The 23,806-nt window shown below is 71.8% G+C and carries 25 protein-coding genes; 10 read left to right on the plus strand and 15 right to left on the minus strand.

Annotated features, from left to right (window positions below; translation table 11 throughout):
• Positions 1-88: 88 nt before the first annotated feature.
• The 8 genes from ACWEGE_RS19010 to ACWEGE_RS19045 all read right to left on the minus strand — a co-directional run bounded on the left by ACWEGE_RS19010 (position 89) and on the right by ACWEGE_RS19045 (position 9,457).
• The gene (locus tag ACWEGE_RS19010; protein ID WP_449661763.1) at positions 89-3,103 is read right to left on the minus strand and encodes a helix-turn-helix transcriptional regulator; all 3,015 of its coding nucleotides are present in this window, start codon (positions 3,101-3,103) and stop codon (positions 89-91) included.
• Between the two features lie 124 nt (positions 3,104-3,227).
• Positions 3,228-3,428: a hypothetical protein gene (locus ACWEGE_RS19015; protein WP_449661764.1), complete on the minus strand. Its 201-nt coding sequence runs from the start codon at positions 3,426-3,428 to the stop codon at positions 3,228-3,230.
• Between the two features lie 152 nt (positions 3,429-3,580).
• Entirely contained in the window at positions 3,581-3,784 is a 204-nt protein-coding gene (locus ACWEGE_RS19020; protein ID WP_449661765.1) for a DUF397 domain-containing protein, read from the minus strand.
• A gap of 13 nt (positions 3,785-3,797) precedes the next feature.
• Positions 3,798-4,700 carry a helix-turn-helix domain-containing protein gene (locus tag ACWEGE_RS19025; RefSeq protein ID WP_449661766.1) on the minus strand — a complete coding sequence of 301 codons (903 nt, stop codon included), beginning with the start codon at positions 4,698-4,700 and terminating at the stop codon, positions 3,798-3,800.
• Between the two features lie 362 nt (positions 4,701-5,062).
• A complete protein-coding gene (gene tesB / locus ACWEGE_RS19030) occupies positions 5,063-5,959 on the minus strand; it encodes an acyl-CoA thioesterase II (RefSeq protein ID WP_449661767.1) in 897 nt (298 codons plus the stop codon).
• Positions 5,960-5,996: 37 nt separating this feature from the next.
• Positions 5,997-7,421: a pyruvate kinase gene (gene pyk / locus ACWEGE_RS19035; protein ID WP_449661768.1), complete on the minus strand. Its 1,425-nt coding sequence runs from the start codon at positions 7,419-7,421 to the stop codon at positions 5,997-5,999.
• A 93-nt stretch (positions 7,422-7,514) separates the two neighbouring features.
• Complete coding sequence (locus tag ACWEGE_RS19040) at positions 7,515-8,180, minus strand: DUF2461 domain-containing protein (protein ID WP_449661769.1); 666 nt, start codon at positions 8,178-8,180, stop codon at positions 7,515-7,517.
• A gap of 53 nt (positions 8,181-8,233) precedes the next feature.
• Entirely contained in the window at positions 8,234-9,457 is a 1,224-nt protein-coding gene (locus tag ACWEGE_RS19045) for a glycoside hydrolase family 18 protein (protein ID WP_449661770.1), read from the minus strand.
• A gap of 157 nt (positions 9,458-9,614) precedes the next feature.
• On the opposite strand from ACWEGE_RS19045, the gene ACWEGE_RS19050 reads away from it, so the two are divergent.
• A complete protein-coding gene (locus ACWEGE_RS19050; protein WP_303247034.1) occupies positions 9,615-9,914 on the plus strand; it encodes an ArsR/SmtB family transcription factor in 300 nt (99 codons plus the stop codon).
• Positions 9,915-9,939: 25 nt separating this feature from the next.
• On the opposite strand, the gene ACWEGE_RS19055 is transcribed toward ACWEGE_RS19050, so the two are convergent.
• Entirely contained in the window at positions 9,940-10,266 is a 327-nt protein-coding gene (locus ACWEGE_RS19055) for a winged helix-turn-helix transcriptional regulator (RefSeq protein ID WP_449661771.1), read from the minus strand.
• 69 nt (positions 10,267-10,335) lie between these two features.
• Here ACWEGE_RS19055 and ACWEGE_RS19060 point away from each other — a divergent pair, with 69 nt between their 5' ends.
• The 4 genes from ACWEGE_RS19060 (at position 10,336) to ACWEGE_RS19075 (ending at position 13,778) form a co-directional block, all read left to right on the plus strand.
• The gene (locus ACWEGE_RS19060) at positions 10,336-10,812 is read left to right on the plus strand and encodes a group II truncated hemoglobin (protein WP_449661772.1); all 477 of its coding nucleotides are present in this window, start codon (positions 10,336-10,338) and stop codon (positions 10,810-10,812) included.
• A gap of 34 nt (positions 10,813-10,846) precedes the next feature.
• Positions 10,847-12,283 carry an aromatic amino acid ammonia-lyase gene (locus tag ACWEGE_RS19065; RefSeq protein ID WP_449661773.1) on the plus strand — a complete coding sequence of 479 codons (1,437 nt, stop codon included), beginning with the start codon at positions 10,847-10,849 and terminating at the stop codon, positions 12,281-12,283.
• A 66-nt stretch (positions 12,284-12,349) separates the two neighbouring features.
• On the plus strand, positions 12,350-12,925 hold the full coding sequence (locus ACWEGE_RS19070) for an RNA polymerase sigma factor (protein ID WP_449661774.1): 576 nt from the start codon (positions 12,350-12,352) through the stop codon (positions 12,923-12,925).
• Positions 12,918-13,778: a CU044_5270 family protein gene (locus ACWEGE_RS19075; RefSeq protein ID WP_449661775.1), complete on the plus strand. Its 861-nt coding sequence runs from the start codon at positions 12,918-12,920 to the stop codon at positions 13,776-13,778. Before ACWEGE_RS19070 ends, ACWEGE_RS19075 begins: the two co-directional genes overlap by 8 nt.
• 52 nt (positions 13,779-13,830) lie before the next feature.
• On the opposite strand, the gene ACWEGE_RS19080 is transcribed toward ACWEGE_RS19075, so the two are convergent.
• Positions 13,831-14,856, minus strand: coding sequence for a 6-phosphofructokinase (locus ACWEGE_RS19080; RefSeq protein WP_449661776.1), 1,026 nt, complete (start codon positions 14,854-14,856; stop codon positions 13,831-13,833).
• Between the two features lie 283 nt (positions 14,857-15,139).
• Here ACWEGE_RS19080 and ACWEGE_RS19085 point away from each other — a divergent pair, with 283 nt between their 5' ends.
• Positions 15,140-16,222: a 3-deoxy-7-phosphoheptulonate synthase gene (locus ACWEGE_RS19085; protein ID WP_449661777.1), complete on the plus strand. Its 1,083-nt coding sequence runs from the start codon at positions 15,140-15,142 to the stop codon at positions 16,220-16,222.
• A 356-nt stretch (positions 16,223-16,578) separates the two neighbouring features.
• Here the strand turns inward: ACWEGE_RS19085 and ACWEGE_RS19090 are convergent, their stop codons facing one another.
• Positions 16,579-17,511 carry a zinc-binding dehydrogenase gene (locus ACWEGE_RS19090; RefSeq protein WP_449661778.1) on the minus strand — a complete coding sequence of 311 codons (933 nt, stop codon included), beginning with the start codon at positions 17,509-17,511 and terminating at the stop codon, positions 16,579-16,581.
• Between the two features lie 94 nt (positions 17,512-17,605).
• On the opposite strand from ACWEGE_RS19090, the gene ACWEGE_RS19095 reads away from it, so the two are divergent.
• Positions 17,606-18,202: a TetR/AcrR family transcriptional regulator gene (locus ACWEGE_RS19095; protein WP_449661779.1), complete on the plus strand. Its 597-nt coding sequence runs from the start codon at positions 17,606-17,608 to the stop codon at positions 18,200-18,202.
• 76 nt (positions 18,203-18,278) lie between these two features.
• Here the strand turns inward: ACWEGE_RS19095 and ACWEGE_RS19100 are convergent, their stop codons facing one another.
• Both ACWEGE_RS19100 and ACWEGE_RS19105 read right to left on the minus strand, forming a co-directional pair.
• Positions 18,279-18,767, minus strand: coding sequence for a polyadenylate-specific 3'-exoribonuclease AS (locus ACWEGE_RS19100; protein ID WP_176175965.1), 489 nt, complete (start codon positions 18,765-18,767; stop codon positions 18,279-18,281).
• 20 nt (positions 18,768-18,787) lie between these two features.
• Positions 18,788-19,549, minus strand: a complete 762-nt coding sequence (locus tag ACWEGE_RS19105; protein ID WP_449661780.1) for a lysophospholipid acyltransferase family protein — start codon at positions 19,547-19,549, stop codon at positions 18,788-18,790.
• 304 nt (positions 19,550-19,853) lie between these two features.
• Here ACWEGE_RS19105 and ACWEGE_RS19110 point away from each other — a divergent pair, with 304 nt between their 5' ends.
• Genes ACWEGE_RS19110 through ACWEGE_RS19120 form a run of 3 tightly spaced genes read left to right on the plus strand, consistent with a single transcriptional unit; the run spans position 19,854 to position 22,277 of the window.
• Positions 19,854-20,621 (plus strand): alpha/beta hydrolase, encoded by a 768-nt coding sequence (locus ACWEGE_RS19110; RefSeq protein ID WP_176175963.1) that lies wholly within the window; start codon positions 19,854-19,856, stop codon positions 20,619-20,621.
• On the plus strand, positions 20,618-21,127 hold the full coding sequence (locus ACWEGE_RS19115; RefSeq protein WP_449661781.1) for a hypothetical protein: 510 nt from the start codon (positions 20,618-20,620) through the stop codon (positions 21,125-21,127). Before ACWEGE_RS19110 ends, ACWEGE_RS19115 begins: the two co-directional genes overlap by 4 nt.
• Before the next feature lie 10 nt (positions 21,128-21,137).
• Positions 21,138-22,277 carry a glutamate--cysteine ligase gene (locus ACWEGE_RS19120; RefSeq protein ID WP_449661782.1) on the plus strand — a complete coding sequence of 380 codons (1,140 nt, stop codon included), beginning with the start codon at positions 21,138-21,140 and terminating at the stop codon, positions 22,275-22,277.
• Positions 22,278-22,298: 21 nt separating this feature from the next.
• Here ACWEGE_RS19120 and ACWEGE_RS19125 read toward each other — a convergent pair whose 3' ends face one another.
• Together ACWEGE_RS19125 and ACWEGE_RS19130 are read right to left on the minus strand one after the other, a co-directional pair.
• Positions 22,299-23,141, minus strand: a complete 843-nt coding sequence (locus tag ACWEGE_RS19125; RefSeq protein ID WP_449661783.1) for an NUDIX domain-containing protein — start codon at positions 23,139-23,141, stop codon at positions 22,299-22,301.
• A 245-nt stretch (positions 23,142-23,386) separates the two neighbouring features.
• Entirely contained in the window at positions 23,387-23,758 is a 372-nt protein-coding gene (locus tag ACWEGE_RS19130; protein WP_449661784.1) for a hypothetical protein, read from the minus strand.
• Positions 23,759-23,806 lie beyond the last annotated feature (48 nt).

The following is a 23,806-nucleotide window of genomic DNA, read 5'->3' on the forward strand; positions in this document are numbered from 1 at the left end:
CGTCAGCGAGCGACCAACCCCATTTTCAACCCCGAACGAGCGCCCCGCCAGGGGCACACCCAGCTGATCACGCGTGATGCCCTTCTGATCACGGGGTGGGGGCGGTGAGGAGGCCGCGGTCGTAGGCGATGGCGACTGCTTCCGCGCGGCGGCTGGCGCCCAGCTTGGCCATGACGCGGGAAAGGTGGACGCTCACCGTTTTTTCGCTGATGTAGAGCTCTTCGCCGACCTGGCGGTTCGTGCGGCCCAGCGCGACGCGCTCCAGGACGTCTCGTTCGCGGTCGGTCAGCGGGTCGGTGACCGTGCGGGCCGGGGGTGCCGGTTCGACGCCGACCAGCTCGACGCGGGCGCGGTGCGCCAGGTCGCGGACCGCGTCGCGCAGCGGGATCGCGCCCAGCCGGACCGCCACCGCGTGGGCCGCTTCGAGGGACGTGCCCGCTCCCGCGTCCGCCGCCAGCCTGGCTTCGGCCTCGTGCCAGCGGCAGATCGCCTGCTCGTAGACGGCGCCGTAGCCGAACGCCTCCGCCGCGGCCGCCCACCTGTCCGGGTCGCCTCCGCCGGACAGGCAGGATTCCACCGCCGCCAGGCGGGCCAGCCACGCGCGGCCCTCGGGGCCGAGTTCCCCCGACCGCGGCTGCCCGACGACCGAGCACATCCGGCCGTGCGCCAGCAGCCGCTCGCCCGCCGCCACCGCGGCTTCGGCCGCGGCCTGGTCGCCGTGCAGCCGGGCGCCGGCGGCCAGCTTGGCCGCGGCGGACACCCCGAGCGCGGCCACCCGGATGCCGGCCAGCAGGCCGGGTTCGATCCGCTCCAGCCAGCCGACCAGGTCTTCGGCCTGGCGCACGGCGCCGGCGTAGTCGCCCCGCCAGTACGCCAGCTCGATCCCGGCGGCGCCGGCCGACAGCGGGATCTGCATGTCCGCCGTCCAGTGCTGCCGCAGCCCGGACAGGAGCTTCTCGGCCTCGTCGAGCCGGCCGCGCGCGACGACGAACAGCGACCAGATGGCCAGGATCCGCGCCGCGACCGCGCTGGACACCCCGCGCCCGGCCCGCCCGGCGCTCTCGTCCGGCCAGTCGCCCATCAGGTAGCGCAGCATCAGCTGCCGCGCCCGCAGCTCCAGCCCGTAGACGCTCCAGCTCAGCCCGGTTTCTTCGGCGCGGGCGACACCGTGCGAGGCGTGCTCCAGCGCTTCGGCGAACTCGCCCTGGTCGTCGTGGCTGAGCGCGAGGAAGTAGGTCGCGCGGATCTCGGTGTTGTACGCGCCGACGTCACGCGCCTTGCGCTGGGCCCGCCGCAGCCGCTCCCGGGCTTCGGCGGCATCGCCGCGCGAGTCGGCCAGCGTGCCCAAAGTGACCAGCGCCGAAGCCTCGGCACCCGTCGCGCCCACGGCCTGCGCGTCCGCGACCGCCGTGAGCGCGCTGTCGAGCGCCGCCTCGGGCTGGTCGAGGATCCGGAGGAACCCGGCCCGGCTGGCCAGCACCCAGGCGCGCGCCGAGCTGGGTTCGGTGTCCTTCACCAGGTCCCACGCCCGGTCGATGGCGGCGACCGCCTCGTCCAGCGTGCCCTCCAGGGCGAGCAGCGCATCCGCCAGCCGCCGCCACACCTTCGCGGCGCGGTGGTGCGGGATCTCGGCGGTGAGCGCCTGGGTGGCGGAGCGGGCGAACGCGGCGGCCCGCTCGGGCTCGCCGGACGTCCCCGCGAAGTACGACGCCTCGTACAGCAGCTGCAGCTCGTCGACCCCTTCGGGCCGGTCGGCCGGGCTGACGGCGTCCCAGATGGACAGTGCCTGTTCGACGTGCTGCAGTGCCGACCCGGGCGCGCCGAGCTTCTCGGCCTCGTCCATCGCGCGCAGGAAGGCCGGCAGCGCGGTGGCCAGATCGCTGCTCTGCATCGAGTGGTAGGCCAGCTTCGCGTCGTGGCCGCGGCCCTGCGGCCGCGCCTTGATCCGCGCCGCGTACGCCGCGTGCGTCCGCGACCGCTCCCCCGGCAGCAGGTCGCCGTACACCGCTTCCTGCAGCAACGCGTGCCGGAACGTGTACGAGCCGTCCGGCAGCACCACCAGCACGTGGTGCTGGACGGCTTCGCGCAGCGCCTCGTCGAGCTCCAGCTCCCCCAGCCCGGAGACCTCGGCGAGCGCGGCGTGCATGACCGGTTCGTTGGCCACCGAGATGACCCGCGCGACCCGGCGGGCGTCCGGCGAGAGCCGCTCGAGCCGGGACAGCAGCACCTCGGCCAGCCCGGCGGGCAGGTCGTTGCACTCGGTCTTGGTGGCGAGCAGCTCCTCGGCGAAGAACGGGTTGCCCTCGGAGCGGCTGACGATGTCGGCGACGACGTCCGACGGCAGCGGCTCGTCGGCCAGCGCCTCGACGAACCTGCGCGCGTCACCCGCGCCGAAGGGCTGCAGGTCGACGCGCTCGACCGTGGCGAGCCGGACCAGCTCGGACAGCAGGCCACGCAGCGGGTGACGCCGGTGCACGTCCTCCTCGCGGTAGCTGCCCACGACCAGCAGCCGCTGCGCCCGCAGCCGGCTGAGCAGGAAGGACAGCAGGTTGCGGGTCGAGGCGTCGGCCCAGTGGAGATCCTCGAGCAGGATCACCACCGGGCGCGCCTGCGCCACCTCGGTCAGCACCCCCAGTACCGCGTCGAACAACTGCAGCTGACCGAGATCCTGCTCCGGCCGGGGACGCACCATCGTCTCCCGGTCGTTGGAGGTCATCGGCGGGTGTTCCGCCGCCCGGGGCTCCTCGAGCCCCTGCCCCTGCGGCAGCAGCCGCCCGAGCGCGGGCCGGGCCCGCACCGCGGCCGCGATCACCGGGTCCGTCGCCGCGCCGAGGGGGGCGAGCGCCTCGGCGAACGGAAGGTAAGGAAGACCGCCTTCGCGGACGTCGATGCAGCGGCCGGTGAGCACCAGCGCACCGCAGCCGTCGACGTGCTCGCCGAGCGCGGTCAGCAGCCGGGTCTTGCCGACCCCGGCGTCCCCCGAGAGCAGCACCGCGCCGGCTTCGCCACGTTCTGCCCTGGCGAAGGCGGCGCGGAGCCGCCGCATCTCGTGGGTACGGGCGACGAGCGGGATTCCGGAGCCGAGTCGGGGCACAAGGTGCATTCTGACCTACCCCACCGACATTTTTTCAGGGGTTCGGGTGGCGAAGCCCCCGACCTGGGGCGAAGCCCCGGGTGTCCCTGCCGGTTTCCGGCCGCTTGTCGCCTTCGGCACCACCTCGCTGCCCTTACCGGGCGGTTTCGGCGGTCGCCCGGGTGACCTCCCGGCGCTGCTGTGCCGGTACCTCGACATCCGTCCTCGTCGCCCTGAAGTGGCGGACGACGCGGCGGGCGCGGCCGGCCCAGGCGCTGCGCCCGGCCTTCCGCAGTTCCTCCGCCCGGTACGCCGCTTCGGCCCGGACCGCGTCGAGCATCAGATCGCTGTGCATCGTGTTCCCCTGTCTCTCCGGTTGGTAGCACTCAGGTTCGTCCTGAGGCCGCACCCCGGGCATCGGGTGATCACGTAGGGCTGGGCGCGAAAAGACCCCTTACTCCCGGCCGAGCCCAGCTCGGCGGGGGTAAGGGGTCTTCACCAAGCGACTCAGTCGAGCGCCGGGCCGCCGGTCCGCACCGCGGCCAGCAGCCCCTGCCAGCCCGACGCGGGCAGGCGGAACGCACCCCCTTCGGGGTCCTTCGAGTCGCGCACCGCGGCCCCGCCCTCGACGAACGCCACCTCGACGCAGTCGTTGCCGCCGCCGCTGTGGCTGCTCTTGCGCCACCGCGCCCCGGAGAGTTCTGCTTCCATGGTCCCCGCTCCCTTACTGGTTCCTCGGTTCCGGATGGTGCACCGGACCCGGTACGGCCGCCTGTTCGGCGAACCGTCCGGCCGCCTCGGCGATCAGGTCCACCGAGTCGTCCGGTTTCAGTGCGGCGGCGCGCAGATGGTCGAACATCAGCCCGTAGCGCCGCACGTCTGTGGGTTCCTCCAGGTAAAGACCGCTGGACGTGCTGTCGTCGACGTAGACGACGTCCGGGTCGGCCTGCTCGGGAAAGCCCATGATGAGGAAGGGGCCTTCCATACCGGGGTGCGCGCCGGCACCGAACGGCACGACCTGCACGGTCACGTTCGGCTTCTCGGCGACGGCGACCATCCGGTAGAGCTGCTCGGCCATCACTTCGGGGCTGTCGACCACGCGCCGCAGCACGGCCTCGTCCATCACCGCCCAGTACTCCGGCGGCGGGGTTTCGGACAGCAGTTCCTGGCGGGCCATCCGGGCGGCCACGCGGCGGCGGATCTCGGCTTCGTCGGCGTCCGGCCGCAGCGCGCGGATCACCGCGCGGGCGTACCGCTCGGTCTGCAGCAGCCCGGGCACCAGCAGCGCCTGGAACGCGCGCAACGAGCTGGCGTCCGCTTCGAGCCCGACGAACGTGCCGGTGAAGACCTCGTTGTACGCGTGCCACCAGCCGCGCTTGCGGGCCTCCCTGGCCAGCTGGACGAGCGCCTCCTGCTCGTCGCCCACGATGCCGTAAAGGGCCAGCATGTCCCGGGCGTCACGCGGGGTGACGCCGACGTGGCCGGTCTCGATGCGGCTGATCTTCGAGGCCGAGCACTCGAGCTTCTCACCCACCTCGTCGATGGTGAGGTCGGCGGCCTCACGGAGCCGGCGCAGTTCCCCCGCCAGCCTCCGGCGGCGAACCGTGGGGCTCTGTCCCCTTGCCATCGCGGCACCTCCGGATGTCGAGTGCTAGCTGTATCCAACCATCCGGGCGCGGAGTCGGTGGACCATTAACACGAGTTGATTCCGGCGCCGGATCTGCAATTTGCAGAATGCTCTTGTATCCTCGCACCCTGCACTGCTCCGGGCGCCTGACAGTCGGCCAGCCGTGGCTTCGACTGGCCTCTGAGCAGGGTAGACGATGACCGCGCGAAGTGCCGCGCGATCATCACCCGGAGGGGTCCGGGGCCGTCCCCCGATCGGTCCCGGCCCCCTCACCCGGGCCGAATGCCCTTTTCCGGCGACGGATATTCGGGCTATTAGTCGCGCGTAAGGGGTCGCCCGGGAGGGTGATTTCCCGGCGAACTTCACAGGACGCGCAGGAGTCCTTCTTGGACGACCGTGGCGATCAGCGTGCCGTCCTGGGCGAAGAACCGGCCGGTGGCCAGGCCGCGGGCGCCCGACGCCGTCGGGGAGGCGCTGTCGTAGAGGAACCACTCGTCGGCGCGGAACGGCCGGTGGAACCACAGCGCGTGGTCGAGGCTGGCGCCGAGCACCTTGTCGGTGTCCCAGTAGACGCCGTGGCGGGCGAGCACCGAGTCCAGCAGCGTCATGTCCGAGGCGTAGGTCAGCACGCAGACGTGCAGCAGCTGCTGGTCGGGCAGTTTCCCGTCGGCGCGCATCCACACCTGGTTGCGTGCGGGCCGCTCGCCGGTCTCCCGGGTGACCCACGGCGGCTCGTTGACGTACCGGAGGTCGATCGGCCGGGGCCGGGCGTGCGCGCCGATCGCGTAGCCTTCGGCGCGCTCCATCAGCGTCGGCAGCGTCTCGGGCGCCGGGACGCCCTCGGGCATCACCTCGGCGTGCTCGATGCCCGGTTCGTCGGTCTGGAACGACGCCGAGAGCGAGAAGATCGCCTTGCCGTGCTGGATCGCCACGACCCGCCGGGTGGTGAACGACCGGCCGTCGCGGATCCGGTCGACCTCGTACACGATCGGCACGCTGGGGTCGCCGCCGCGGATGAAGTACGCGTGCAGCGAGTGGACCCGGCGCTCTTCGGGCACCGTGCGCCCGGCCGCGACCAGCGCCTGGCCGGCGACCTGCCCGCCGAACACCCGCACCGGCGAGTGGGCGGGCGAGACGCCGCGGAAGATGTTCTCTTCGATCTTTTCGAGGTCCAGCAGCGCGATCAGGCGGTCGAGCACCGGCTGGCCGCCACCGGACAGTTCCGGTTCGGTGGCGGCCGTCCTGGCCATTTCAGTCATGACCAGGACCCTACGTGCATACTGAGCGGTCGGTCTCTCAAGCGTGGTCGTCTTCACCGAGCCGGTGCACGCGGATCAGGTTGGTCGACCCGACGGTGCCCGGCGGGGAACCGGCCACGATGACGACCAGGTCGCCCTTCTGGTACTTGCCCATCTCCAGCATCGCGTGGTCGACCTGCTGGATCATCTGGTCGGTCGAGTCCACGAACGGCACGATCCGGGTCGTCGTGCCCCAGGTCATCGAGAGCTGGCTGCGGACGCTCTCCTCGGGGGTGAACGCCAGCAGCGGCAGCCGGGTGTGCAGCCGCGCGAGGCGGCGCACGGTGTCACCGGACTGGGTGAACGCCACCAGGGCCTTCGCGTTGAGCCGCTCGCCGATGTCGCGGGCGGCGTAGGAGATGACGCCGCGCTTGGTGCGCGGGACGTGCGACAGCGGCGGCACGATCGGCGAGTCGGTCTCGACCGCCTCGATGATCCGGCCCATCGTCTGCACGACCTCGATCGCGTACCGGCCGACCGAGGTCTCGCCGGAGAGCATCAGCGCGTCGGCGCCGTCGAGCACCGCGTTCGCGACGTCGGAGGCCTCGGCGCGGGTCGGCCGGGAGTTGTTGATCATCGACTCGAGCATCTGCGTCGCGACGATGACCGGCTTCGCGTTCTCGCGGCAGATCTGGATGGCGCGCTTCTGCACCAGCGGGACCTGCTCCAGGGGCAGCTCGACACCGAGGTCGCCACGGGCGACCATCACCGCGTCGAAGGCCAGCACGATGGCTTCGAGGTTGTAGACCGCCTCGGGCTTCTCGATCTTGGCGACGACCGGCAGGCGACCCTTGCCGACCCGGTCCATCACCTGGTGGACCAGGTCGATGTCGGCCGGCGAGCGGACGAAGGACAGGGCGATGAAGTCGACGCCCAGCTCCAGCGCGAACTCGAGGTCCTCGATGTCCTTGTCGGACAGCGCCGGCACGGAGACGTCCATGCCGGGCAGCGAGACGCCCTTGTTGTTGCTGACCGGGCCGCCCTCGGTGACCTCGCAGACCACATCCGGGCCCTCGACGCCCTTGACCACCAGGCCGACCTTGCCGTCGTCGACGAGCAGCCGGTCGCCGGGCTTGGCGTCCTTCGCCAGGCCCTTGTACGTGGTCGAGACGCGGTCGTGGGTGCCCGCGACGTCCTCGACGGTGATGCGGACGACGTCACCGTTGTGCCACTCGACCGGACCGCCGGCGAACGTGCCCAGGCGGATCTTCGGGCCCTGCAGGTCGGCGAGGATGCCCACCGCCCGCCCGCTCTCGGCGGCGGCGGCCCGGATCAGGTCGTAGACCTGCTTGTGGTCGCTGTGGCTGCCGTGGCTGAAGTTCATTCTGGCCACGTCCATGCCGGCATCCACCAGGGCCCGCATCTTCTCCGGGGTCGCGGTGGCAGGGCCCAGGGTACAAACGATCTTCGCGCGTCGGCTCACGTCCACATAGCGTAGACCCTCTTCGCGCGTTCGTCTGTACCGATCCCGAATGTTCAAGAAAGTGTTCAGAAGCCTGGCTGGTCAGGTTCGGTTTCAGCGACGAGGTCGTTCGCTCGGGCCGACCCGGTCGCGGGCCCACTCGTTGAACTCCCTGAGCTGCCGCCAGGCCTTGCGGACCCGGTCGAAGGCACCCCGCTCGTGCAGCACGTCGTCGGGCTCCCAGCCGCGCACCGCGTACACCGAGCGGTAGCGCAGCAGGTCCAGGCGCGGGTGATCCTCGGCGAACCCGCGCGGCTTCGACTTCAGCCGGTCGCCCTTGACCTCCCAGCCGGCCCGCTCGAGCTTGGCGAGGATCTTGCGCAGCGCCTCGCCGTGCAGCTCCGTGTCGACGGCCGTGCGGAACCGGGCGATCTGGTCGGACGCGAGGTAGAAGCAGCCGCCGCCGACGCGCAGGCCCTCCGGCCCGACCTCGACGTAGTAGGCGCCGCCGCCGCGGCCCTGCTCGATCACCCCGCCGCAGTGGGTCTTGTACGGCGTCTTGTCCTTGGCGAACCGGACGTCCCGGTAGGGGCGGAACACCTTGGGCTCGCCGAAGCCGTCGGAGAACTCCGGCGCCAGCTCGGCCAGCAGGGCTTCCATCGGGGCGCGGACGTCGGACTTGTACGTCTCGACGTGGTCGTCCCAGTAGGGCTTGGAGTTGTCCTCCACCAGGCCGTCGAAGAAGTCGACGGCGTACTCGCCGAATCCGCTGAACTTCACGCCCGCGACGATAAACGGGGGCACCGACAGTTTCCGCCGGTGCCCCCGGGAGGTTACTTCGCGACGGCGGTGATCAGCTCGCCGTTCGTGGTGTCGCCCGAGAGCTCCCAGAACATCGCGCCGCCCAGGCCCTGGGTCCTGGCGTAGGAGATCTTGCCCGCGATCGTCGCCGGGGTGTCGTAGCTCCACCAGTTGCTGCCGCACTTGGCGTACGCGGTGCCGGCGACCGTGCCGGTCGACGGGCAGGACGTCTTCAGCACCTTGTAGTCCTCGATGCCCTGCTCGTACTTGCCCGGTGCCGGGCCGGTCGCCGTGCCGCCCGGGGCGCTCTGCGTGACGCCGGTCCAGCCGCGGCCGTAGAAGCCGATGCCCAGCAACAGCTTGCCCGCCGGGACGTCCTTGCTCTTGAGCTTCTGGATCGCCGCGTCGGAGTAGAAGCCGGCGGTCGGGATGCCCGAGTAGCTGCTGAGCGGCGAGTGCGGAGCCGTCGGGCCCTGCGCGGCCCAGGCGCCGAAGTAGTCGTAGGTCATCACGTTGTACCAGTCGACGTACTGTGCGGCGCCGCCGTAGTCGGCCGCGTCGATCTTGCCGCCGCTGGTGCCGTCGGCCGTGATCGCCGCGGTGACCAGCTTCGAGCCGAACTTCGCCCGCAGGGCCTGGAGGAGGTTCTTGAACGCCGCCGCGCCACTGGTGTCGCAGGAGAGACCGCAGGCGTTGGGGTACTCCCAGTCGATGTCGATGCCGTCGAAGACGCCGGCCCAGCGCGGGTCGTTGACCAGGTTGTAGCAGGAGTTCGCGAACGCGGCCGGGTTCTTCGCGGCCTGCCCGAAGCCGCCGGACCAGGTCCAGCCGCCGAACGACCAGATGACCTTCAGGCCCGGGTGCTTGGCCTTGAGCTTCTTCAGCTGGTTGAAGCTGCCGGCCAGCGGCTGGTCCCAGGTGTCGGCGACGCCGTCGACGCTGCCCGCCGCGTCGTAGGTCTTCTGGTAGTCGGCGTAGGCGTCGCCGATCGCGCAGCCGCCGTTCGTCACGTTGCCGAACGCGTAGTTGATGTGCGTCAGCTTGCTCGCCGAGCCCGACGTCTCGATGTTCTTGACGTGGTAGTTGCGGTCGTAGACCCCCCACTCGGTGAAGTAGCCGACCACCTTGCCGACCGAGGCTTGCGCGGTTTCGGTCGCGGCGGTGGCCACCGGCGCCGTCGCGCCGCCCGCGACGAGGCCTGCGGCGGCCGCCACGGTCAGCAGCGCTGAGTAGCTCTTCCTGCGGAAACGGGACATGCGTTCTCCCTCCGGGGAATTACTCACGGCGTCGGTGCCGGAGTGGTGAGGACCACACTCACCGTAAGTGGACTAGACCACTAGGTCAATGGTTCAGACCATGCCAGATCCACATTCCTTGACAGGAATATGCCCGGCGGAGCACATTTCGGGGGTGATGCAGACTTTCGACGTCCTCGCCGAGCCCCGGCGCCGGACCATCCTCGACCTGCTGCGCGACGGCGAGCGTTCGGTCGGCGAGCTGGTCGAGCAGCTCGAGCTCAGCCAGCCCGCGGTGTCCAAGCACCTGCGGGTGCTGCGCGAGGCCGGGTTGGTGACGGTGCGGGTCGCGGCACAGCGCCGGTGCTACGCGCTGCGCCCGGAGCCCTTGGCCGAGGTCGACGCGTGGCTGGCGCCCTACCGCCGGTTCTGGTCCGGCCGGCTGGACGCGCTGGAACGCCGGCTCGACGAGACGTGAGCCGCGCCGGTCCGGCAGCCGGTCCTCAGCCGAAGGTGATGCCCCGCTCGGCCGCGCGGCGCTCGCCCCACTCGTACAGCGCCGTGAGCGCCGGGCGCAGCTCCTCCCCCACCGCCGTCAGGTGGTACTCGACGTGCGGGACGCGGCCGTCGAACTCCTCGCGGCGGACGAGGCCGTCCGAGGCCAGCTCGCGCAGCTGCTGGGTCAGCATCTTTTCGCTGACCGACGGCATCCGGCGGCGCAGCTCGCCGTAGCGGTGCGCGCCTTCCTTGAGGTGGGCCAGGATCACCGGCTTCCACTTGCCGCCGATCAGGTCGACCGCCAGCTCGGTCGCGCAGTGGTACCGCTTCATCGCCACTCCCCCTACGCACCGGAAAGTACGTGGTTGCCCGGCCGGGGCCCCACTGGTTGCCTGATGCGGGTGATCGTGCCAAAAACCACGCCGACCCTCTACGAGTGGGCCGGTGGCCACGAAGCGCTCGTCGAGCTGCTGACCGTCTTCTACGGCCACGTGCTCGAAGACCCGCTGCTCGAGCCGGTCTTCCGCGACATGGACCGGCACCACGCCGAGCACGTCGCCGTCTGGCTGGGCGAGGTGTTCGGCGGACCGGCCGAGTACTCCGCCAGCCACGGCGGCCACGCCCACATGATCGGCCGCCACCTCGGCCGCGGGATCACCGAGCCGCAGCGCCGCCGGTGGGTGAACCTGCTGCTCGACGCCGCCGACGAAGTGGGCCTGCCGAGCGACCCGGAGTTCCGCGCCGCCTTCGCCGGCTACCTCGAGTGGGGCAGCCGCCTGGCCGTGATCTTCTCCGCGCCCGGCGCCGAACCGGACCTGCACGAGCCGGTCCCGCACTGGGACTGGCCGGTACCGCCCTGGCAGCCGCCGTCGCCCTAGCCGCATAGTGAGGGCAGTCGGAAGGAGGCTGCCGTTGATCCGGGTGGACGGCCGGACCCTGCGGTGCGCGGACGTGGTGACCGCGGCGCGCACCGAGGGCCCGCTGGGCATCGACGTCTCGATCGCCGCGATGCGCGCGGCCGAGCACGCGTGGAAACTCGCCGAAGAGCTGAGCACGCGCCGGGTGGTCTACGGCCGGACCACCGGCGTCGGGGCCAACAAGGACGACACCGTCGAAAGCTCGGTGGAACACGGCCTGCGGCTGCTGCGCAGCCACGCGGGCGGCAGCGGCGACGAGATGCCGGCCGGTCAGGTGCGGGCGATGCTGCTGATCCGGCTCAACCAGCTGCTGTCCGGCCGGTCCGGGATCAGCCCCGAGCTGATCGGCGCGCTGGCCGAAGCGGTCCGCACCGGCGCGCGGCCGCTGGTGCACCGGCTCGGCGCGATCGGCACCGGCGACCTCGCCCCGCTGGCCGAGGCGGCGCTGGCGCTCACCGGCGAACGGCCGTGGGTCACCGGGCACGTGCCGCCGGTGCCGGTGCGGGCGGGCGACGCGCTGGCGTTCATGAGCAGCAACGCCGCGACGCTCGCCGAAGCGACCCTCGCGGCGATGCGGCTGGACACGCTGACGCGCGCGAGCCACGCCGTCGCGGCGCTCACGTACGTCGCCCTCGACGGCAACCCCGAGGCGTACGCGACACCGGTGCACGAAGCGCGCCCGCACGCGGGGCAGGTCGCCTGCGCGGCCGAGATGCGGCGGCTGCTGGGCATGCACCAGACGCCGAAACCGGGGCGGCGGATCCAGGACCCGTTCGGGCTGCGGGCGTTCCCGCAGGTCCAGGGCCCGGCGCTGGACGCGATCCACTACCTGCGCGACGTGCTCGCGGTGGAGATCAACGCGAGCACCGAGAACCCGATGATTTCGACGGTCCACAACGACGCCTACCACCACGCGCACTTCCACACCGCGTACGTGTCGACGGCCCTGGACCAGGCCCGGGCGACGGTGCACCAGGTGGCGGAGCTGTCGGTGGCGCGCCTCGGCGACCTGGTGGAGCCGGAGTTCACCGGCCTGCGGCCGTTCCTGGCGGCCGGGCCGCCGGGCAGCTCGGGCGTGATGATCCTGGAGTACGTGGCGCACGACGCGCTGACCGAGCTGCGCCAGGCGGCGCTCCCGGCAACCCTCGGCACGGCCGTGGTGTCGCGCGGGATCGAAGACCACGCGAGTTTCTCGACCCAGGCGGCCCGCGCGGCGACCGCGGCGTGCTCGGCCTACCAGCAGGTGCTGGCGTGCGAGCTGGTGGCGGCGGTCCGTGCCCTGCGGATGCGGGAGGCGGACCTGGTCGAGCTGCCGGTGCGGGACGCCTTCGACGCGGCGTCGGCCGTGCTGGACGAAAGCCTCGACGACCGGCCCCTGACCGGGGACATCGCCGCCGCCGTCGGCGTCCTGGACGTGCTGGCCCGCATTTAGCGTGAACCCGGATCGCCCGTTCCGCCAACAACGGGGCAGATGGCCTCACGACAGGCAGGCGGTTCCTTGAGTTCACCAGGTGAAGCCGGGGACGACGCGGACGTGATCACCGCGTCCCTGGCACATCCCGAGCGGTTCGCGGCGGTCTTCGACCGCCACGCCCCGCACATCCACCGTTACCTCGCCCGGCGGCTCGGCGGCCAGGTCGCCGAGGACCTGATGGGCGAGACGTTCCTCATCGCGTTCGGCGGCCGCGCCCGCTACGACCCCGCGTTCCCGAGCGCGCGGCCGTGGCTCTACGGCATCGCGACCAACCTCGTCGGGCAACGGCGTCGCGAAGAGGCCCGTGAATACCGGCTGCGCGCCACGCTCGGGCCGCCCGCCGAGCAGGCCTCGCACGCGGACCGGGTGGCCGAGCGCGTGACGGCCCAGGCGATGAACGAACGGCTCGCCGCCGCGTTGGCCGGGTTGGCGCGGGGCGACCGGGACGTGCTGCTGCTGATCGCGTGGGAAGGGCTGTCCTACGAGGAGGTCGCGGCCGCGCTGGGGATCCCGGTCGGCACCGTCCGGTCGCGCCTGAACCGGGCCCGCAGGAAGGTCCGCGCCGCGTTGGCGCCCGAGGAGGTTTCGAACCATGGATGACCTGCAGCTGCTGCGCGGCTTCGCCGGCCCCGCCGAGCTCCCGGCGGCCGGTGACCTGGCCCGGAAGCGGGCCGAGCTGCTCGCGGCCACCACGCGGCGCCCGGCCCGCCGGTGGGTATGGGGTTCGGCCGCCGCGGCCGGGCTGGCCGCGGCCGTCGCCGCCGTCGTCGTGCTCACGCCCGCCGACACCGCGGTGGCACCGCCGCCCGGCCCCGAACCGGTGCGCATCCTGCACGCCGCGGCCGCGAAGGCTCGTGCCCTGCCGGACGTCACGCCACGGCCGGACCAGTTCGTATACACCAAGACGCGGCTCGCGGACGGCCGGGAGAACGAGACGTGGGCGTCGGTGGACGGCACCCACGACGGATTGTCGTTCGTCTTCGGCCACGAGACCGAGGTGGCGGGCTGTCGCGACGGGAAACGCGTCCAGAAGGAGGGCCGCGGGCGGACAGTCACGAGCCGGTGCGTGCCGCACCCCGCCGCCCCCGCGGACCTGCCCACGGACGCCGACGCCATGCTCGCGTACCTGCACCAGAGCACCTACGGCGAAGGCGACACGCTGCACGACCTCGGCCGCGAGGCCGTCGACCTGGCCGGCGGCTGGCTGCGCCCGGCGGTGCGGGCCGCGCTCTACGAGGCCGTGGCGAAGGTGCCCGGTCTGGTGGTCCGCACCGACGCGAAGGACGCCGCCGGCCGCACCGTCCTCGGCATCACCTGGAACAGCACGACCGAGCACGAGATCGGCAACCAGGACGAGTTCCTGTTCGACCCGGCGACCTTCGCCTACCTCGGCTCCGGGATGGGCACGGTGGTGAACCAGGGCATCGTCGACGCGGTGCGGCAGCGGCCCTGAACGCGCGAAGGGCCGCCCCGGGGGTTCCCGGGGCGGCCCTTCTGCGGAGAACTCAGCCGAAGAAGACTTCGGCTTCCTGGTAGCGCTCGACCGGGACGGTCTTCAGCTCGGCCGTCGCCTCGGACAGCTTCACGCGGACGATGTCCGTGCCCTTCAGGGCGACCATCACGCCGAAGTCGCCGTCGGCCACCGCGTCGACCGCGTGGAGGCCGAAGCGGGTGGCCAGGACGCGGTCGTAGGCCGTCGGGGTGCCGCCGCGCTGGACGTGGCCCAGCACCACCGCGCGGGACTCCTTGCCGGTGCGGTGGGCGATCTCGTCGGCCAGCCAGGTGCCGATGCCGCCGAGGCGGACGTGCCCGAAGGCGTCCTTCTCGCCGGTCAGCAGCTTCTCCTCGCCGCCCTCGGGCAGCGCGCCCTCGGCGACGACGATGATCGGCGCGAACTCCTTCTCGAAGCGGCGCTCGACCCAGGAGACGACCTGGTCGACGTTGAAGTGCTTCTCCGGCACCAGGATCACGCTCGCGCCGCCGGCCAGGCCGGAGTGCAGCGCGATCCAGCCGGCGTGCCGGCCCATGACCTCGACGACGAGGGCGCGGTGGTGCGACTCGGCCGTGGTGTGCAGCCGGTCGATCGCCTCGGTCGCGATGGAGACCGCGGTGTCGAAGCCGAAGGTGTAGTCGGTGGCGCCGAGGTCGTTGTCGATCGTCTTCGGTACACCGACGACGCCGACGCCGTCGTCGGTCAGCCGCTTCGCGACGCCGAGGGTGTCCTCGCCGCCGATCGCGATCAGCGCGTCGACCCCCTGGTCGGCGAGGACCTGCTTGATCTTGTCGACGCCGCCCTCGACCTTGTACGGGTTGGTGCGCGAGGACCGCAGGATGGTGCCGCCGCGGGTGAGGATGTCCTCGACGTCGTTCAGGCCCAGCGGGCGGCTGTCGCCGGTCAGCGGGCCGTTCCAGCCGTTGCGGAAGCCCACGAAGTCCCAGCCGTGCACCTCGATGCCCTTGCGCACCACCGCGCGGATCACCGCGTTGAGCCCCGGGCAGTCGCCGCCGCCGGTCAGCACACCGACACGCATGAGAAGCCTCCGTCTGTTCTCGGGAGATGACAGTCACATTTCGTCGGATGCCAGCGTAGCGGCTCTCGTCTTGATCGGTGCAGCCCGTACCACCTGCCGGATCGGTCTGTGTGACGCCTGTGCTACGTTGATGCGCATGCAGCGCTATTTCTGGTTTACGAAGCCGGCCCCGGGTGGGCGCGGCGGCGTGAACCTGCGCTGACTCCCACCCCGAGCCGGATTTCGAAACCGGCTCGGCGAGTCCCCCGCGGGTCGGTGTCCACCAGGAAGGAACACCCCCGCCATGACGCTCTCCGCCGGACCGGCCACCATCGGTGACCTCGACGCCGCGCGCACCACGTCGATCAGTCCGCTCATTTCGCCCGCGCTGCTGCGCGAAGACCATCCGGTCGACGCCGCCGTGGCGAAGGTGGTGCGCCACGGCCGCGCCGAGACGGTCGACATCCTCGAAGGCCGCGACGACCGGCTGCTGGTCGTCGTCGGGCCGTGCTCGGTCCACGACCCCGAAGCGGCCATGGACTACGCCCGCAGGCTGGCCGCGAAGGCCGAGGAGCTGCGCGGCGAGCTGCACGTCGTGATGCGCGTGTACTTCGAGAAGCCGCGCACGACGCTGGGCTGGAAGGGCCTGATCAACGACCCCGACCTCGACGGCACGTTCGCCGTCAACAAGGGCCTGCGGCTGGCGCGCAAGCTGCTGCTCGACGTGTCGGCGCTCGGCCTGCCGGTGGGCTGCGAGTTCCTCGACCCGATCACGCCGCAGTTCATCGCGGACATCGTGACGTGGGGTTCGATCGGCGCGCGCACGGCGGCCAGCCAGGTGCACCGCCAGCTGTGCAGCGCGCTGTCGATGCCGGTGGGCATCAAGAACTCGACCGAGGGCGACGTCCAGGTGGCGATCGACGCGACCCGCGCGGCGGCGGCCAGCCACGTGTTCCCGGGCATCAACACGGACGGCCTGGCGGCGCTGCTGACGACGTCGGGCAACCCGGACTGCCACGTGATCCTGCGCGGCCACAACGGCGGCCCGAACTACGACGCCGGCACTGTCGCGGACACCTTGGCGCGGCTGGCGAAGGCGGGGCTGCCGGAGCGGGTGATCATCGACGCTTCGCACGGGAACAGCGGCAAGGACCACGTGCGGCAGGGGGTGGTGGTCCGGGAGCTGGCCGCGCGTCTGGCGGCCGGCGAGCGCGGGATCGCGGGGCTGATGATGGAGAGCTTCCTCGCGGGCGGGCGGCAGGAGCTTTCGCTGGGGCGCGCTTCGGAGCTGACCTACGGGCAGTCGATCACGGACGCGTGCCTGGCGTGGGACGACACCGCGCCGCTGCTGGACGAGCTGGCCTCGGCGGTGCGGGCGCGCCGCTGAAAGGCCCCGGTTCCGGGGAGGCAGTCTGCGGGGATCCCGCGAAGTCGGGCCGGGTGCCGTCGACTGTCCACACCGGCGCGGTGCCTTCACCCGGTGCCTCACCGGCCCAACGGCACGGCCACGCCTGACCGCACCCCACCCAGACCTGCCCACCGCCCCAACACGGCCGGTGGTGCCGGGTCAAGGCACGCTTTCCCGCCTTGACGCGGTACCACCGGCCGTCGTCACAATCGGGCATCGGTGGGCTACCGAGCCCACCACGCGGAGAGGTCCCCGGCCCGGGGGTCCCCCGGTTTTCACGTTACCGGGCACCCCCGACAATTCCGGACCCTCGGCGGCTTCGAACCCGCCCCGGCTCAGGCGACTTCCAGGACCGCCTTGCCGTGCAGGCGGCGGTCGAGCAGGGCCTGGACCGCCTCGTCGTAGCGGGTCCACGAACCGCGCCAGCTGATCCCGGGGTCGAGGCGGCCGGCCGCCACTTCGGCGGCCAGCCAGGTCAAATCGGCGGCGAAGTCGGTGGCCGGGTCGCCGAACAGGAAGAACGTGCGGATCGAGCGGTCGTGCCGTCCTCCGGTGGCCAGGAACGCCTCGGGCGGGAGGACGGCGTCCGCTTCGGCCGACCGGCCCACGCTCACCAGCACGCCGCCGGCCTGCAGGGCGGCGAAGGCGGCCACGAGGTGCGGTCCGCCGACGTTGTCCAGCACGGCGGACACCGGCCGGTCGACCTCGGCCGGGCCGGCGTGCACCTCGTGCGCGCCCAGTGCCCGCAGGGTGGGCTCCTGCGCGGGATTCCCGCTGATCGCGACCACCTCCGCGCCCGCGCGGGCGGCGAGCTGCACCGCGAAGCGGCCGACCCCGCCGGAGGCGCCGGTGATCATCACCCGGCGCCCGAGGAGCTGGCCCATCCGGCGCAGCACGTGCAGGGCGCTCAGGCCGGCGACCGGGATGGTGCTGACCGCGCCGAGGTCGGCGCCGGACGGCACGACACCGAGCAGGGCGGCGGGGACGGCACGCAGTTCGGCCCAGCCGGCCAAGCCCAGCGTGACCACCGGGGTTCCGGCGGCCGGGCCCGATCCGTCGGCCGCGGCCCGGACCACCACGCCCGCCGCGTCCCAGCCGATCACGGTGCCGTCCGGCATTCCCGGGTCGGCGGCGTCCTTGACCTCGCCGTAGTTGAGGGAAACCGCTTCGACCCGGACCAGCGCTTCGCCGGGCGCGGGCACCGGATCGGGCACCTCGGCCGGCGAAAGGTGGGTGGTCGCGGCGTGGTCGACGACGAGGGCACGCATCAGTCGGGTCTCCTTCGCAGCAAAGTGCCACAGTGTGGCATTTGCTTCATTAGAGCATATGCGCCTCGGAAGCGGGGCGGTTAGACTGCGGTCGATGACGACTTCCGGACCGCCCGCCACCCTGCGCGAACGCAAGAAGCAACGCACCCGCCAGGCCCTGGTGGAGACGGCGCTCTCGATGTTCGGCGAGCGCGGCTTCGACGCCACGCCGCTCGACGCGCTGCTCGAAGCGGTCGAGGTGTCGAGGCGGACCTTCTTCCGGAACTTCCGGTCGAAGGAAGACGTCGCGTTCACCGCCGTCGACGAGCTCTGGAGCGCCTACCTCGACGTGCTGGACGAGACCGGGAAGTCCGGGCCACTGGCCGACGTCTTCCGCGACGCGATGCTGGCCACCCTCGCCCGCATGGACGCGGACTGGTACCGGCGCTTCCCCGCCATCCTCCGGTTGATCGAGCAGTCGCCGGCGCTGAACGGGCATTCCCTGCGGCACTGCGCGGAAATGCAGACCGAGATCGCGCACCGGCTCGGCGGCGAGGAGCGCCTCGAACTGCGGCTGCTCCTCGAGTTCTGCGTGGCCACCTGGCGCTGCGCGCTGGACGAGTGGCTGCCCGCCTGCGCCCCGGGCGAGCTGCCCGGCTGCGTGGAGCGCGCCTTCGCCGCCATGGAAGACAGCCTGCACCTGCAGGCGTGAAGCCACGCCCGGGTGAGCGCGGCGGAAACTGTCGGTGCCTGCCGGTAGCGTGGAAACCGGGGGGCGCCCCCGCGGGTCAGCGCCGCGGGAAGTATTCCTCGATGACTTCCCACCGGGCCAGGTTGTGCTTGGCGTCGGCCAGCGCGTCGTGCTGGTCGGTCGGCGCCGCGGGCAGCTTCGGCTTGCCCGCGTCCTCCCACCGCTGACGCAGATCCCGCGTGAACCGAGGCAGCTGCCGGGGCAGCGCCGGCATCGGGCCCCACAGCTGGGCCAGCGCCACGTGGTCGTACGCGGCGAACCAGGCCCACAGCTCGATCCCGCCCGGCGGCTTCCCGAAGAACTCCAGCAGGTCGGTGCGGATCTTCTCCCGGCTCCGCCACGCTCGATCAGCGGGCGACGGCAGCTTGTCCAGCACGTTGTCCCGGACCCACGGCCCCGCCTTGGAAGGGTCGAACTCCGTCGAGACCGCGTAGAACTCGCGGCCCCGCTCGTCCACCACCCCGATCGACACCAAATCGATCGTCACGCCGTCTTCGATGAACTCGGTGTCGTAGAAAAAACGCACTGGTGAACAGTAGTGGTGGCTCAGCCGACCTTGGAATCCGGCACCCGGGCCGCGTCCCGTGCGGACGGCTGGGCCGGCACCGACGGCTTCACCCCGGCCGCCTCCGCCGCGAGGAGCTCCTTCGCCTTCGCCGCGTAGATGTCCACATACTCCTGGCCGGACAGCTCCATCAGGGCGTACATGATCTCGTCGGTGATCGACCGCTCGATGAACCGGTCGCCCGCGAGGCCCTCGTAGCGCGAGAAGTCCAGTGGCTTGCCGAACCGCACCTCGAGGCGGCGGGGCCACCACATCTTCGAGCCGATCGGGTTGACCTTGTCCGTGCCGATCATCGCCACCGGGACCACCACGCCACCGGACTCCAGGGCGATCCGGGCCACGCCGGTCTTGCCCTTGTACAGGCGCCCGTCCGGGGAGCGGGTGCCCTCCGGGTAGATGCCGAGCAGGTGCCCCTCGCGGACCAGGCGGATCGCCGTGTCGAGCGCGGCCTGGGCCGCGTTGCCGCCCGACCGGTCGATCGGGAACTGGCCGACGCCGGTGAAGAACCACTTCTTGAGCGTGCCCTTGAAGCCGGGCTCGGTGAAGTACTCGGACTTGGCCGGGAAGGTCACCTTGCGCTTGACCCGCAGCGGCATGAAGAACGAGTCCGCGACCGCCAGGTGGTTGCCGGCCAGGATCGCGCCACCCGTCTCGGGGATGTTCTCCGCGCCGACGACCTTGGTCGGCCAGAGCGTCTTGAGCAGCGGTCCGAGGAACACCCACTTCATGAGCCAGTACAGCACCGGTGCCTCAGTCCTCCATCGCAGCCGCAGCCCATGAACCTTGTTCAGCCGTCGGCCGGCGCGAAAGTCACCGCGTGCCAGCAGCCTGCGGTCCGTGGCGCCGACCTGACCAGAATAAGGTTCCCTGTCCACCCGAGACGAACAGCCTACGAACACCGGCGGCCGCCGCACAACGCAGACCACCCGGTTACCACTTCCGCAGCGATCGATCTCACAGCGAATTCGGGGCCCGGGCGGACCCCCACAACGTCCGCCGGGCGTGAGAGCATGGACGGACTGCCCCGCTCACACGGAAGGCGATCGCATGGGCGTGCTCGCCGGCGCGGAACCGTTCGGCCACACCGGTTCGGCCGAAACCGGGTTCCTGCTCTGCCACGGGTTCACCGGTACCCCGGCGAGCATGCGGGCCTGGGGTGACCACCTGGCCGGGGCCGGGTTCACGGTGCGCTGCCCGCTGCTGCCCGGCCACGGCACCCGCTGGCCGGACCTCAACCGCACCACGTGGGAAGACTGGTACGGCGCCGTCCGCGAGGCCCTGCTCGCGCTGCTGGCGACCTGCCGGACGGTGTTCGTCGGCGGCCTTTCGATGGGCGGCACGCTCACCCTGCGCCTGGCCGAGGAGTTCGGCGACCGGATCGCCGGGATCGTCCTGGTCAACCCGTCGGTGACGCGGCTGAAGTGGGACACGAAGCTGCTGCCGGTGCTCGGGCGGATCGTGCCGTCGGTGCCGGCGATCGCGAACGACATCAAGAAGCCGGGCGAGACGGAGCTGGCCTACCCGCGCACGCCGGTGCGCGCGGCGGCGAGCCTGGCGAAGCTGTGGGCGGTCGTGCGCGCCGACCTGGCGAAGGTGACGCAGCCGGTGCTGCTGCTGCACTCGTCGGTCGACCACGTCGTCGAGCCGGTGAACTCGCAGCTGGTGCTCCGGGGCGTCTCGAGCACCGACGTCACCGAGGTCGTGCTGGAGAACAGCTACCACGTGGCGACGCAGGACAACGACGCCGAAGTGATCTTCACCCGCAGCGTCGAGTTCGCGAAGGCGCACGCCGCCCAGCCCGAGGAGTCCGCATGAGCCGGGGGAAGGACGGGCCGGAGGACGTCGACGCGACGTTCGCCGAGATCGTCGCCGACCTGCGAGCCGGTGGGTTCGGGCTCCCGGAAGAGGACACCGAGAACACCGCGGGCACGGCGGACACCGCCGGGACCGAGTCGCGCAAGACGCCGGAGCGGCCCGCCGACCCGCCCGTCGTGGAGAGCCCGCCGGAGCCCGGCTGGCGGTCCGGGGGCACGTCGTGGGACACCACGATGTTCTCCGACGACCCGGCCGACGACGACGAGCACTACGTCCCGCCGGAGCCGCCGCCGCTGCCCCGGCCGAAGCTGGGCGCGTTCCTCATCCTGCTGCTGTTCCTGGCCGGGCTGTTCCTGCTGATCCTGCCCGGCGCGATCGGCGTCGGCCCGACGGTGGCGACGCCGCTGGGCATCCTCGCGCTCGCGACGGCGATCGCGCTGCTGCTGCTCCGCGTGCGCCAGGGACCGCCGCCCGGCGCGGACCCCAGCAACGGCGCCCAGGTCTAAACGGACGGCGATGCACATCGAGTTCAGTCCTTCGCGGCGATCGACCGTCGGCGCGGAATGGGAGCTCGGCCTGGTGGACCGCCGCAGCGGCGAGCTGTCCTCGGTGGCCGAGCGGATCCTCGACGCCGTCCGGCCCGACGGGCAGGCCGAACACCCGAAGATCAAGCAGGAGCTGCTGCTCAACACGATCGAGATCATCACCGGCGTCTGCGACACGATCGCCGAGGTCAAGGCCGACCTGAACGACTCGCTCGACGTCGTGCACGGCGTCGCCGACCCGCTCGGCGTCGAGATGTTCTCGGCGGGGACGCACCCGTTCTCCAACTGGTACCAGCAGAAGGTCACCGACAAGGAGCGCTACGCCAAGCTGATCGACCGGACCCAGTGGTGGGGACGGCAGATGCTGATCTACGGCGTGCACATCCACGTGGGGGTCGACCACCGCGAGAAGGTGCTGCCGGTGCTCGACGCGCTGCTCAACTACGCGCCGCACCTGCAGGCGCTGTCGGCGTCTTCGCCGTACTGGGGCGCCGAGGACACCGGGTACGCGTCGAACCGCGCGCTGATGTTCCAGCAGCTGCCGACGGCCGGGCTGCCGTTCCAGTTCCGGAAGTGGGCGGAGCTGGAGAGCTACGTCGAGGACATGTTCACCACCGGCGTGATCGACCACTTCTCGGAGATCCGCTGGGACATCCGGCCGGCCCCGCACCTGGGCACGATCGAGATGCGCGTCTGCGACGGGCTGCCGACGCTGGAGGAGGTCGGCGCGATCGCGGCGCTGACGCAGTGCCTGGTCGACGACTTCGTCGAGCGTCTCGAAGACGGCGAAGTCCTGCCGACGCTGCCGCCGTGGCACGTCCAGGAGAACAAGTGGCGCGCGGCCCGCTACGGCACGGACGCGATCGTCATCCTGGACGCGGCCGGGCGCGAGCGGCTGGTCACCGAAGACGTGGTGGACCTGCTGGACCGGCTCGAACCGGTGGCGCGGCGGCTGGACTGCGTGGCCGAGCTGCGCGACGTCGAAACGATCCTGCGGTACGGGCCGAGCTACCGGCGGCAGCGCGCGGTGGCCGAGGCGCACAAGGGCAGCCTCAAGGCCGTGATGGCGTCGCTGGTCGCCGAGATGCGCGACGGGATCGCGCGCGGCTAGCGCTTCCGGGGGTCCGGGCTGTCACAGCCGGTCGAGCTGCGTGCGGAGCGTGCCAGGGCCGAGGATCGACGCGCCGAGGGCTTCGACTCGCCGCTTCAGCTCCCGGTCGGCGGTCGCGACCAGGACACTCGCCGTCTGCTGCGCGACGACCTCGACGATCTTCGAGTCACCGTCGGTGTCCGCGGCGACGACCTCGACGCCTTCGGTGCCGGTGACGTGCTTGGCCTTGCCTTCGACGACCAGGATGATCCGCGGCCACCAGCTGACCGCGGGGTGTTCCGGATCCGGCACACCGGCTTCGGCGAGCTTGGCGAGCTGGTCGCGGAGGCGCTCGGCGGCACCGTGCCGGTCGCGCCACCAGCCGTCCGGCCGCGAGCCGACGACGTTGGCGCCGTCGACGACGAGCACCAGCTCCTGCCCGAGGCGGTCGCGCAGGTCCGGCCAGGCGGCGGCGAAGTCGCGGTGGAGGGGGTAACCGGGGACGTCGTCGGGGTCCACCCAGCGCACCTCCGCACTTTCGGTGTTGACGACCCGCGCCTCGGCGCCGTCGGCCAGGGCGAGCACGGTCGTGTAGCTCCAGTTCCCATGGTCCACCACGGACGCCGAGACCGCGCGGAAGGCCTCGGCGGGGACGGAGGCTTCTTCGAAGGCTTCGCGGGCGGCTGCTTTGACGGCGGTTTCGCCCGCTTCGATGGCGCCGCCGGGGAACGCCCAGGTGCGGCCGTGGTGCACCCACCAGGCGCGGCGCTGCAGGAGGACACCGCGCGCGGGATCGACGAGCAGCAATCCGGCGGCGCCGTAGCGGCCCCAGTGCAGGTGCCCGCAGGAACACTTGACGAAGACGCTCGCGGTGGGGGCACTCACCCGGCCAGCTTTTCACAGGTGGGTGGTGGATCGCCGGTCGTCGTGGTCGAGGGCCCGCTCGGCTCGGGCGGCGGTGGTGCTGCGGGCCGGGGGCGTTCCGAGCAGCCCCCGGCTTCCACGCTACCGGCAACCACCGACAGTTCCGGGGGAGCGAGCCGCAGCACTCCGCGCGCCATCCACAGGCTCAGACCGGGGTCTTCGCCGCCTCCAGGGCCAGCGCCGCCGCGCCCACGATTGCCGTGTCGTCACCCAGGTGAGCCGTCGTCGGTGACGTGGTTCGACGTGGAGCTGGAGTCGGAGTTGCCGTTGGCGCCAACGTTCCGGGCGTTCGTCGAAGACTTGGTGCCCTCGGCGAGGTTCCCGGAGGAGTGACGCCGCCTGCCGCCGATGACCGCGGCGGCGAAGATGCCCGCCACCATCACGCCGAGCAGCACGGAGGCGAGCCACTCACCGTGGACGAACGGCGCGATCAGGAACTGCGCCATCAGCATCGAGCCCAGGCCGGTCATCAGCACCGCGGCTGCCTGGTGCCGGCCGTTGCGCGGCTTCCACGACAGGAAGCCCCCGGTCACCAGCAGGATCACACCGGCCACACCGATCCCCAGGTCCACGGCCATGTCCGCTCCTCCCCTCGGTGACCGAGGGGTACCCGGCGAGCGCCGGTT

Source organism: Amycolatopsis sp. NPDC004747, from assembly GCF_053601335.1.

Excerpts from the sequence above, each read along its gene's own strand:
- ACWEGE_RS19010 (WP_449661763.1), bottom strand. The coding sequence starts at position 3,103 with ATGCACCTTGTGCCCCGACTCGGCTCCGGAATCCCGCTCGTCGCCCGT.
- ACWEGE_RS19015 (WP_449661764.1), bottom strand. The coding sequence starts at position 3,428 with ATGCACAGCGATCTGATGCTCGACGCGGTCCGGGCCGAAGCGGCGTAC.
- ACWEGE_RS19020 (WP_449661765.1), bottom strand. The coding sequence starts at position 3,784 with ATGGAAGCAGAACTCTCCGGGGCGCGGTGGCGCAAGAGCAGCCACAGC.
- ACWEGE_RS19025 (WP_449661766.1), bottom strand. The coding sequence starts at position 4,700 with ATGGCAAGGGGACAGAGCCCCACGGTTCGCCGCCGGAGGCTGGCGGGG.
- tesB (WP_449661767.1), bottom strand. The coding sequence starts at position 5,959 with ATGACTGAAATGGCCAGGACGGCCGCCACCGAACCGGAACTGTCCGGT.
- ACWEGE_RS19045 (WP_449661770.1), bottom strand. The coding sequence starts at position 9,457 with ATGTCCCGTTTCCGCAGGAAGAGCTACTCAGCGCTGCTGACCGTGGCG.
- ACWEGE_RS19050 (WP_303247034.1), top strand. The coding sequence starts at position 9,615 with ATGCAGACTTTCGACGTCCTCGCCGAGCCCCGGCGCCGGACCATCCTC.
- ACWEGE_RS19055 (WP_449661771.1), bottom strand. The coding sequence starts at position 10,266 with ATGAAGCGGTACCACTGCGCGACCGAGCTGGCGGTCGACCTGATCGGC.
- ACWEGE_RS19075 (WP_449661775.1), top strand. The coding sequence starts at position 12,918 with ATGGATGACCTGCAGCTGCTGCGCGGCTTCGCCGGCCCCGCCGAGCTC.
- ACWEGE_RS19080 (WP_449661776.1), bottom strand. The coding sequence starts at position 14,856 with ATGCGTGTCGGTGTGCTGACCGGCGGCGGCGACTGCCCGGGGCTCAAC.
- ACWEGE_RS19085 (WP_449661777.1), top strand. The coding sequence starts at position 15,140 with ATGACGCTCTCCGCCGGACCGGCCACCATCGGTGACCTCGACGCCGCG.
- ACWEGE_RS19090 (WP_449661778.1), bottom strand. The coding sequence starts at position 17,511 with ATGCGTGCCCTCGTCGTCGACCACGCCGCGACCACCCACCTTTCGCCG.
- ACWEGE_RS19095 (WP_449661779.1), top strand. The coding sequence starts at position 17,606 with ATGACGACTTCCGGACCGCCCGCCACCCTGCGCGAACGCAAGAAGCAA.
- ACWEGE_RS19110 (WP_176175963.1), top strand. The coding sequence starts at position 19,854 with ATGGGCGTGCTCGCCGGCGCGGAACCGTTCGGCCACACCGGTTCGGCC.
- ACWEGE_RS19115 (WP_449661781.1), top strand. The coding sequence starts at position 20,618 with ATGAGCCGGGGGAAGGACGGGCCGGAGGACGTCGACGCGACGTTCGCC.
- ACWEGE_RS19120 (WP_449661782.1), top strand. The coding sequence starts at position 21,138 with ATGCACATCGAGTTCAGTCCTTCGCGGCGATCGACCGTCGGCGCGGAA.
- ACWEGE_RS19130 (WP_449661784.1), bottom strand. The coding sequence starts at position 23,758 with ATGGCCGTGGACCTGGGGATCGGTGTGGCCGGTGTGATCCTGCTGGTG.